The following is a 10,270-nucleotide window of genomic DNA, read 5'->3' on the forward strand; positions in this document are numbered from 1 at the left end:
GCTCCGCGTAGCCGCCCGACTGCAGCCCGGCCAGTCGCTCGAAGACGTTCCGGGACGCCGGGTCGCCGGTCCGCCACCACGACCACGCGGCAGCGAAGCCGTACAGCGGCAGGAACGGCAGGCCCAGGCACCAGGCATATTGGCTGCTGTGGCGGGATTCGTGGCCCAGCAGCACCGGATTGCCGGCCAGCCTGGCCGCAGCGTCGCGGAACAGCACCACGTTGCCCACGGTAAAGGCAGCGGCCTTCGGCAGCCCGGGCCGATAGCCGTGGGCCAGGATCAGGCCATGGGGTCCGGGATGCAGGCTGCAGCGGACCGCGGCGGCGAGGGTCAGCCCCAGCAAGGTGGAGCCGTTGAGCAGGTTCCAGGCGGCACGCAGCTTCTCGGACGGCGTCATGGGCCCATCGTAAGCGTTTCGGGACGGTGCCAGCCCGTGAACTAGACTGGACTGGTTGCCCGTATGCGGGCGGAAACCCTTTAACCTATTCCGAGGTCCCCACAGCACATGTCTGACGTGACACCCCCAGCCCAGGAGCCACCCGTGCCGAGCCCCCTCGACGAAGCCGCGGTGGCCGCCGCCGTCGAGCAGGCGGTGATGGCATTCAAGGCTGCCTCCGACCTGGACGGGCTCAAGACCGCCCGGCTCGCCCACGCCGGCGAGAAATCCCCGCTCAGCCTGGCCAACCGCGAAATCGGCAAGCTGGCCAAAGAGGACAAGGCGGCCGCGGGCAAGATCGTGGGTCCGGCCCGCGGGCGCATCAACCAGGCGCTGGCCGCCCGCACCGCCGAACTGGAGGCCGAGCGGGAGGCGCAGATCCTCGTTGAGGAGGCCGTGGACGTTACCGCGGCTCCGCGCCGCCGCCGCGCCGGTGCCCGCCACCCGCTCTCCACGCTGCAGGAACGGGTCAGCGACATCTTCGTCGGCATGGGCTGGGAGATCGCCGAGGGGCCAGAGGTGGAATCCGAGTGGTTCAACTTTGACGCCTTGAACTTCAAGCCCGACCACCCCGCACGGGAGATGCAGGACACCTTCTTCGTGGAACCGCCCGAGGCCCATCTGGTGCTGCGGACCCACACCTCGCCGGTGCAGGTCCGCTCCATGCTGGAGCGGGACCTGCCCGTGTACGTGCTGTGCCCGGGCCGGACCTTCCGGACGGATGAGTTGGACGCGACCCATACGCCGGTGTTCCACCAGTTTGAAGGCCTGGCCGTGGACAAGGGGCTCACGATGGCCGACCTGCGCGGCACGTTGGAGCACTTCTCGCGGCAGATGTTCGGCGCCGAGGCCAAGATCCGCCTGCGCCCGGCCTACTTCCCGTTCACCGAGCCCTCCGCCGAGATGGACATCTGGCATCCGGGCGCCAAGGGCGGCCCCCGCTGGATCGAGTGGGGCGGCTGCGGCATGGTCAACCCCAATGTGCTGCGCGCTGCCGGCATCGATCCGGAGGTCTACTCCGGTTTCGCCTTCGGCATGGGGATTGAACGCACCCTCATGTTCCGCAACGACGTCCCGGACATGCACGACATGATCGAAGGCGACATCCGCTTCAGCCAGCACTTCGGGATGGAGATCTAGAACTATGCGTATTCCCCTTTCCTGGCTGCGCGAGTACGCGCAGGTTCCCGCAGACGCCACCGCCGAGGACGTCATGGCCGACCTCGTCAAGGTCGGGCTCGAAGAAGAGGACGTCCACCGTCCGTCCGATTCGATCTCCGGGCCGATCGTGGTGGGACAGGTCCTCGACCTGGTCAAGGAGCCGCAGTCAAACGGCAAGACCATCAGCTGGTGCCAGGTGCGTGTGGCGCCGGAAGGCGCCGGCCAGCCGCTCACCGGCGACGGCATCGACCCGTCCGGCGTGCAGGGCATCGTCTGCGGAGCCCACAACTTCGAGGTGGGCGACAAAGTCGTGGTGACGTTGCCCGGCGCGGTGCTGCCGGGGGATTTCCGGATTACCCCGCGCAGAACCTACGGGCACACTTCCGCCGGCATGATCGCCTCCGCCCGAGAGCTCGGCATCGGCGAGGACCACGACGGCATCATCGTGCTGTCCCGGCTGGGTCTCGACCCGGACATCGGCACCGACGCGATGGAACTGCTCGGCCTGACCGACGAGGCGGCCGAGATCAACGTGACACCGGATCGCGGCTACTGCTTCTCCATCCGGGGCGTGGCCCGTGAATACGCGCTGGCCACCGGCACCGAATTCGTCGACCCGGCCAGCCGCATCGATGTTCCCGAAGCGACCGGCGAGGGCCACCCCGTCCGGCTCGAAGACCAGTCCCCGGTCTACGGCAAGCCCGGCTGCGACCGCTTCGTGGCGCGCACGGTCCGCGGCGTCGACCCGTCGCGGCCCACGCCCCAGTGGATGGCCTCCCGGCTGCGCCTGGCCGGCATGCGCTCCATCTCGCTGGTGGTCGACATCTCCAACTACGTGATGCTGGAACTGGGCCAGCCGCTGCACTTCTACGACGCGGACAAGCTTCAGGGCCCGATCGTGGTCCGCCGGGCCAATCCGGGCGAGACCCTGGTGACCCTGGACGGCAAGGAGCGCCGACTCTCCACCGAGGACCTGCTGATCACGGATGACCGCGGCGCCATCGGCCTGGCCGGCGTGATGGGCGGTGCCGAAACCGAGGTCGGGGACGGAACCGCCAACGTGCTGATTGAGTCCGCCCATTTCGACGACGTCTCCATGGGCCGCACCCGGCGCCGCCACAAGCTGCCGTCCGAGGCGTCCAAGCGCAATGAGCGCGGAGTGGACTGGGAAATTGCGGACGAGGCGGCGCAGCGCGCCGTGGACCTGCTGGTCGAACTCGCCGGCGGCACCGCCGACACCACCGCCACGGATGTCGGGGCACGTCCGGCACCCGTCGAGATCGACCTGCCCGACGGCTTCGCCTCCCGCCTCATCGGCTTCGAGTACACGGCGGGGCAGATCGAATCCGCCCTGACCGGCATCGGCGCCTCCATCGAACGGTACGACGGCGGCCTGCGCGTCACGGCGCCCAGCTGGCGACCCGACCTGGCCATCAAGGAGGACCTGGTCGAGGAAATCGCCCGGCTGGTGGGCTATGACCGGATCCCGGCCACCCTGCCGGTGGCTCCGCCGGGGCGCGGCCTGTCCCGCGGCCAGCAACAGCGCCGCCGCGTCCTGCAGTCCCTGGCCGACGCCGGCCTGACCGAGGTGCTCAGCTACCCCTTCGTTTCCACCGGGCAGAACGAAACGTTCGGAACTCCCGAGGCCGGCTCCGGGGTTGCCGCCGTCAAGCTGGCGAACCCGATCTCCGCCGAATTCGGGTACCTGCGCACCAGCCTGCTGCCGGGCCTGCTGGAGACCGCACGCCGCAACCATTCCCGCGGCTTCCGCGACCTGGCGTTGTACGAAGGCGGCCTGGTGTTCCTGCCCGGCGACAAGACCGGGTCCCCGGTCCTGCCCCCGCTGGGCGCCAGGCCCTCCGACGAGGTGCTCGAGGAACTGCAGGCCGGGATCCCGGACCAGCCCTGGCACGTGGCCGCGGTACTGATCGGGCACGAGGCGGCACCGGGCGCGGGGTTCACACCCCGCACCTGGGAATGGTCGGACGCGCTGGACGCCGCACTGACCGTCGGCGACGTCCTCGGCATAGAACTGGTCGTCGCCCAGGGACAGCACCAGGCCTTCCACCCCGGCCGCACCGCGCAGTTGTCGCTGCGCACCGGCGAGGTCGTCGGCTACGCCGGCGAGCTGCATCCGAAGCTGCTCCAGGACGGGGACCTGCCGGCGCGGACTGCCGCCATGGAACTGAACGGCGAGGCACTCTTTGAGGCCGCCGCTGATGTGATCGTGGCCAAGCACCTGTCCACCTACCCGGTTTCCACGCAGGACGTAGCGCTGGTCGTCGATTCGTCGGTTCCGGCCGAGGCAGTCCGCGAGGCGCTGCGCGAAGGCGCCGGCGAACTGCTGGAAGACGTGGCCCTGTTCGACGTCTATTCGGGCCCCGGGATCGAGCACGGGAAGAAATCGCTGGCCTTCGGGCTCAGGTTCCGGGCGAATGACCGCACGCTGACCGCCGACGAGGCCTCCGCGGCACGGGCGCAGGCCGTGGAGCTGGCCGCAGCCCGCTGCGGTGCCGTTCAGCGGTAACCGGTTACTGCCATGAATGACGACGGCGGGGCCCACCGACGCAGGTGGGCCCCGCCGTCGTGGGGGAAAGGGAAAAGGAACGCATGAAGGCCCAGGTGATACTGCACTTGGTGCAGCTGCAAAACGGGTTCCCGGCTGCCAGCGGGCCGGACCGGCGTCCCAGCGTCCGCGCGCACACCCGCGAAGCCGTCCGCCTGCTGGCGGCGCGGGAACTGAACGTCGACCCCGACCGGATGCGGCTCGCCTTCGACTGCCGCCAATGCACGCGGGGCAACGATGGCCGGCATGGCCAGCCGCACCTACTGCTGGACGGCGCTCCGGCGCCCGCGCGGCTGAGCTACGCCCGCTCGGGCCGCTGGCTGCTGGCCGCACTGTCCTTCCGGCCCGTACTGCTCGGAGTCGACATCGAAGACGCCTGGGCGGACGCTTTCCGGCCGGAGGACAACATCGACGCCGTCATGCTCACGGAAGCGGAGCGGACCCTAGTGGAACAGGCAGCCGACCCGCGCCTGCTGCGGGCCCGGCTGTGGACCAGGAAAGAGGCCGTGCTGAAGTCGACCGGTCATGGCCTGCGGCTGCCGCCGGATACGATCGGCGTCGCCGGTGCGGACGGTGAACCCCAGCTGTCCGGTTGGCCAGGGGAAGCAGGAGACCGTCCCGGGCTGCAACTGCTGGACCTCACGCTGGCGGATGCCGGCGGGGAAGTGCCGCCCGGCCTCGCCGCGGCGCTGGCGGTTGGCGGGTCGGCCGACCCGAAAATCACCTACCGGGAAACTTCGGCCGCCTAGGGCTGAACGTGGAGGGAGGGAAGGCGCTCCGCCCGCCCTCCCGTCCGCCGAAATTTCCTCTCCGCCGGCGCCGCCAGCCAGCGAGGGCGTCGACGGCAACCCGGGCGGGCTACGGGGCCAGCAGCAGCTTGCCGGTGGTGCGGCGGGCCTGCAGGTCCTCGTGTGCCTGCGCTGCTTCGGCGAGGGAATATGTTCGGCCGATCCGGATGTCCAGGCGGCCGGACAGGACGGCGTCGAACAGTTCGCTGGAACGCCAGCGCCGTTCCTGCGGCGTCAGCAGATGGTCGGCCAGCTTGGGGCGGGTGACGAACAGCGATCCGGCGTGGTTGAGCCGCTGCAGGTCGAACGGCGGCACCTGGCCCGACGCGCCGCCGAAGAGCACGAGCATGCCGCGGGTACGCAGGCTGGCCAGCGAACCGTCGAAGGTGTCCTTGCCGACGCCGTCGTAGACCACGTCCACCCCCGTCCCGGCGGTCAGCTGGCGCACCTGCCGGGCGAAATCGTCGTAGCGGAGGACCTCATCCGCCCCGGCGCTGCGGGCCAGGTCTTCCTTGTCGTCGGTGGACACCGTGGTGATCACGCGGGCGCCCTTGGCTTTGAGCAGCTGCGTCAGGATCAGGCCTACGCCGCCGGCACCCGCATGGGTGAGTACCGTCTGGCCCGGCTGGACCCTGAAGCTGGAGTTGATGAGGTAATGCGCCGTCATGCCCTGCAGCGGGATGGCGGCCGCCACATCGTCGGCCACGCCGTCCGGCACCGGGAGCGCCGCCTCGGCGGAGACCACGGTGTACTCCGCGTACGTGCGGTCTCCCTCGGCGAAGGCGACGCGGTCGCCGGGGGCGAAGCCGTCGACGCCGGCGCCGACGGCTTCGACCGTGCCGGCGGCCTCGGAGCCGGGCGTGTACGGAAACGGGACGTTGTAGACGCCGCTGCGCTCATAGGTCTCGACGAAGTTCACACCTGCCGCGGCAACTTTGACCAGCAGCTGGCCCGGGCCGGGCTGGGGGGTGTCGACCTCGCGCAGTTGCAGTACTTCCGGACCGCCGGGTGCGGCGGCCACGATCGCCTTGGCCATGTAGGGTCTCCTTAAGGTACTCGGGACAATCGGTGCCGGCGGCGGAATCCGGCCGCTGAGGGCCTGCCGGCTCAGAACCCATCGTAAGCGCTAACGTCGGTCCGCCCGGCCCGCCTCATCCGCCGGCAGGGCATGCAGGATCATGCATAAATATCCTCTCCGGTGCATAGTCTTGCTGTATGCTGGATGCCATGACAATTAAGGTTGCAGTCTCCGGCGCCAGCGGGTACGCGGGCGGCGAGGTCCTCCGCCTGCTGGCGAACCACCCCGAGGTCTCGGTCGGAGCCGTCACCGCACACAGCAATGCCGGTTCGCGGTTGGGGGAACTGCAGCCGCACCTGCATGCGCTGGCGGACAAAGTCCTGGTCGACACAACCGTCGAGAACCTGGCCGGGCACGACGTGGTGTTCCTGGCGCTGCCGCATGGCGCCAGCGCGGAGATCGCCGCCGCGCTGCCGGCAGACACGTTGGTGGTGGATGCGGGCGCGGACCACCGGCTGGTGGACCCGGTGTCTTGGGAGAAGTTCTACGGCACCGCCCATGCCGGCAGCTGGCCCTACGGCCTTCCCGAACTTCCCGGGCACCGGGAAAAGCTGCGGGGCGCCCGCCGGATCGCCGTCCCGGGCTGCTATCCCACCAGTTCGCTGCTGGCGCTGGCCCCGGGCTTCGAGGCCGGGCTGCTGGAGCCCGAAGACGTGGTTATTGTCGCCGCGTCCGGCACCTCGGGGGCCGGCAAGTCCGCCAAGGTACACCTGATTGGTTCGGAAGTCATGGGCGGCATGAGCCCCTACGGGGTCGGCGGCGCCCACCGGCATACCCCGGAAATCGAGCAGGGGCTCTCGGCGGCCGCCGGCGAGGCGGTCACGATCTCGTTTACCCCCACCCTCGCGCCGATGAGCCGCGGCATCCTGACCACCGCCACCGCGCGCACCAAGGCCGGTACGGACGCCGAGGCGCTGCGCCGCGCCTGGGCGGCCGCCTACGCGGACGAACCGTTCGTGCACCTGCTGCCCGAGGGCCAGTGGCCGAATACCAAGTCGGTGCAGGGCAGCAACCATGCCGTCCTGCAGCTGGCCTTCGACGAGCACGCGGGCCGCGCCGTCGTCACCTGCGCCATCGACAACCTCACCAAGGGAACGGGCGGCGGCGCCATCCAGTCCATGAACATCGCCCTCGGCCTCGACGAGACCGCCGGCCTGACCCAGCAGGGGATAGCACCGTGAGCGTTACCGCACCACAGGGATTTCGCGCCGCCGCCGCCACCGCCGGCCTGAAAGCCTCCGGCAAGCCCGACGTCGCGCTGGTGGTCAACGACGGACCACAGCGGGCCGCGGCGGCAGTCTTCACCTCGAACCGGGTGGCCGCCGCTCCCGTGCACTGGTCACGGCAGGTGATCGGCGACGGCCGTGCGGACGCGGTGGTGCTGAATTCCGGCGGTGCCAACGCCTGCACCGGGGCCGAGGGCTTCCAGAACACCCACGCCACCGCCGAGAAAACCGCAGCCCTGCTCGGTATTTCCTCGGGCGACGTGGTGGTGTGCTCCACCGGGCTGATCGGTGAGCAGCTGCCGATGGACAAGCTGCTGCCGGGCGTCGACGCTGCGGCAGCCGCGTTGTCCGACGACGGCGGCGCCGACGCGGCCGAAGCCATCATGACCACCGATTCCGTTTCCAAGCAGGCCCTGTTCACCGGCGGCGGGTACAGCATCGGCGGAATGGCCAAGGGCGCCGGCATGCTGGCCCCGGGCCTGGCTACCATGCTGGTGGTCATCACCACGGATGCCGAACTCGCACCGCCGGCGCTGCAGGTGGCGCTGCGCGAGGCCACGCGGTTGACCTTCGACCGGACGGATTCCGACGGCTGCATGTCCACCAACGACACCGTGGTGCTGCTGGCTTCGGGCGCCTCCGGCGTCATTCCCGCGCTGGGCGACTTCACCGCCGCGCTGACCGGCGTCTGCGCGGACCTGGCCCGGCAACTGATTACCGATGCCGAGGGCGCCAGCCACGACATCGCGGTCACGACCATCAACGCCGCTTCCGAGCGGGATGCGGAAACCGTCAGCCGCGCAGTGGCCCGCTCCAATTTGTTCAAGACCGCCATTTTCGGCAAGGATCCGAACTGGGGCCGCGTGCTGTCCGCGGTGGGCACGACCGACGCCGCCTTCGAGCCGGACCAGCTCAACGTCAGCATGAACGGCGTGCAGGTCTGCCGAAACGGCGGCGTGGGCGAACCGCGCGACCTGGTGGACCTGAACGGCCGCGACGTGGCCGTGGTGATCGACCTGAATGCCGGCGGCGAGACCGCGACCATCTGGACCAACGACCTCACGCACGAATACGTGCATGAGAACTCCGCCTACTCCAGCTGAGGACCGAGATGAACACGATGCTGATGGCCCAGGACAAGGCCGCCACGCTGATCGAGGCCCTGCCCTGGATCCAGCGGTTCGCCGGCACCACCATGGTGATCAAGTACGGCGGCAACGCCATGGTCAATGACGAACTGCGGCAGGCGTTCGCCGAAGACATCGTCTTCCTCCACCACGCCGGCATCAAGCCGGTGGTCGTCCACGGCGGCGGACCGCAGATCAACGCCATGCTCTCCCGGCTGGGCATCGAGTCCGAGTTCAAGGGCGGGCTGCGGGTCACCACACCCGAAGCCATGGACGTGGTGCGCATGGTGCTCACCGGGCAAGTCGGCCGGGAACTGGTGGGCCTGATCAATTCGCACGGGCCGTACGCCGTGGGCCTCTCCGGTGAAGACGGCGGGCTGCTGCAGGCGGTGCGCACCGGCACCGTGGTGGACGGCGAAGACATCGACCTGGGCCTGGTCGGCGAAGTCGTGGGCGTCAACCCGTCCGCCATCCTGGATTTGCTCGACGCCGGGCGCATCCCGGTGATCTCCACCGTGGCGCCGGAAATCGGCGGCGACGGCGAGGGCACCAACCAGGTGCTCAACGTCAACGCCGATACCGCGGCCGCCGCGGTGGCGGACGCCCTGCACGCCTCGCGGCTGGTCATCCTCACCGACGTCGAGGGGCTGTTCGCCAACTGGCCGGACAAGTCCTCCTTGATCTCGTCGCTGACGGCGGGGGAGCTGCGCGAGCTGCTGCCGCGGCTGCAGTCCGGCATGATTCCCAAGATGGAAGCCTGCCTGAAGGCGGTCGACGGGGGAGTCGAGCGCGCCGCCGTCGTCGATGGCAGGATGGCGCACTCGATCCTGCTGGAAATCTTTACCGCGGCCGGCATCGGCACCCAGGTCGTCCCGGACGGAGAAGCAGCATGAACACCCCGGATACCGTTTCCCCGGCCGCCGGCCTCGCCGGGCTGGAAGCACTGGAAGGCCTGGGCAACCGGCAGTTGCTGGAGAAGTATCGCGGGTCGCTGATGGGGGTCTTCGGAACCCCGCAGCGCGTCCTGGTGCGCGGCAAGGGCTGCATCGTGTGGGACGCGGACGGCAGGGAATACCTGGACCTGCTCGGCGGGATCGCGGTGAACGCGCTCGGCCACGCGGACGAGTTCCTGACCGGGGTCGTGGCTACCCAGTTGTCCACCCTCGGGCACGTCTCAAACTTCTTCACCAGCCCGGCACAGATCGCGCTGGCGGAGCGGTTGCTGCAGCTCGCCGCCGCCCCGGCAGGTTCCAAGGTGTTCTTCGCCAACTCCGGCACCGAAGCCAACGAGGCGGCGTTCAAGCTGGCCCGGCGAAACTCGAGCCCCACCCGGACCAAGATCCTGGCCCTGGAGGGCGCTTTCCACGGCCGGACCATGGGGGCTTTGGCGCTGACGGCCAAGGAGTCCTACCGCGAACCGTTCGAACCGCTGCCCGGCGGCGTGGTCCACCTGCCCTTCGGTGACGAGGAGGCCCTCCGCGCCGCCGTCGACGAGTCCGTGGCCGCCGTCGTGCTGGAACCAATCCAGGGGGAGGTTGGCGTCCGGCCGCTGCCCGCGGGCTACCTGCAGGCGGCCCGCGAAGCCACCGAGGCCGCGGGCGCGCTGCTGATTTTGGACGAGGTGCAGACCGGCGTCGGCCGCACCGGCAACTGGTTCGCGTTCCAGGGCGGCGTGGCCGGCGGCGAGCAGATCGTCCCGGACGCCATCACCCTGGCCAAGGGCCTGGGCAGCGGGCTGCCCGTCGGCGCGTTGATCACCTTCGGGGCAACTACTTCCGAACTCCTGACGGCGGGCCAGCACGGAACGACGTTCGGCGGCAACCCGGTGGCGACGGCGGCGGGCCTGGCGACGCTGCAGGCCATCGAGTCGCGCGGGCTGCTGGCCCAC

General features: G+C 69.9%; 9 protein-coding genes. 7 read left to right on the forward strand and 2 right to left on the reverse strand.

Annotated elements, in window-relative coordinates; genetic code table 11:
• Window positions 1-397 (reverse strand): hypothetical protein (locus AC5RV2_RS10420; RefSeq protein WP_494092268.1); only part of this gene is annotated, 397 nt, incomplete at its 3' end.
• A gap of 108 nt (window positions 398-505) precedes the next feature.
• Here AC5RV2_RS10420 and pheS point away from each other — a divergent pair.
• The 3 genes from pheS (at window position 506) to AC5RV2_RS10435 (ending at window position 4,912) form a co-directional block, all read left to right on the forward strand.
• The gene (gene pheS / locus AC5RV2_RS10425) at window positions 506-1,576 is read left to right on the forward strand and encodes a phenylalanine--tRNA ligase subunit alpha (RefSeq protein ID WP_494023835.1); all 1,071 of its coding nucleotides are present in this window, start codon (window positions 506-508) and stop codon (window positions 1,574-1,576) included.
• Window positions 1,577-1,580: 4 nt separating this feature from the next.
• A complete protein-coding gene (gene pheT, locus AC5RV2_RS10430; RefSeq protein WP_494092269.1) occupies window positions 1,581-4,124 on the forward strand; it encodes a phenylalanine--tRNA ligase subunit beta in 2,544 nt (847 codons plus the stop codon).
• An 83-nt stretch (window positions 4,125-4,207) separates the two neighbouring features.
• Window positions 4,208-4,912: a 4'-phosphopantetheinyl transferase family protein gene (locus tag AC5RV2_RS10435; protein WP_494092270.1), complete on the forward strand. Its 705-nt coding sequence runs from the start codon at window positions 4,208-4,210 to the stop codon at window positions 4,910-4,912.
• A 109-nt stretch (window positions 4,913-5,021) separates the two neighbouring features.
• Here AC5RV2_RS10435 and AC5RV2_RS10440 read toward each other — a convergent pair whose 3' ends face one another.
• The gene (locus tag AC5RV2_RS10440) at window positions 5,022-5,987 is read right to left on the reverse strand and encodes a quinone oxidoreductase family protein (protein ID WP_494092271.1); all 966 of its coding nucleotides are present in this window, start codon (window positions 5,985-5,987) and stop codon (window positions 5,022-5,024) included.
• A gap of 191 nt (window positions 5,988-6,178) precedes the next feature.
• Here AC5RV2_RS10440 and argC point away from each other — a divergent pair, with 191 nt between their 5' ends.
• From argC to AC5RV2_RS10460, 4 genes are all read left to right on the forward strand, one after another.
• Entirely contained in the window at window positions 6,179-7,210 is a 1,032-nt protein-coding gene (gene argC, locus AC5RV2_RS10445; protein WP_494092272.1) for an N-acetyl-gamma-glutamyl-phosphate reductase, read from the forward strand.
• Window positions 7,207-8,358, forward strand: coding sequence for a bifunctional glutamate N-acetyltransferase/amino-acid acetyltransferase ArgJ (gene argJ / locus AC5RV2_RS10450; protein WP_494092273.1), 1,152 nt, complete (start codon window positions 7,207-7,209; stop codon window positions 8,356-8,358). The genes argC and argJ overlap by 4 nt, the downstream gene beginning before the upstream one ends.
• Window positions 8,359-8,366: 8 nt before the next feature.
• Window positions 8,367-9,275 carry an acetylglutamate kinase gene (gene argB, locus AC5RV2_RS10455; RefSeq protein ID WP_494092274.1) on the forward strand — a complete coding sequence of 303 codons (909 nt, stop codon included), beginning with the start codon at window positions 8,367-8,369 and terminating at the stop codon, window positions 9,273-9,275.
• The coding region (locus tag AC5RV2_RS10460; RefSeq protein ID WP_494092275.1) for an acetylornithine transaminase at window positions 9,272-10,270 on the forward strand (999 nt) is incomplete at its 3' end. The genes argB and AC5RV2_RS10460, both read left to right, overlap by 4 nt.

This window comes from Arthrobacter sp. Y3225116 (assembly GCF_059091245.1).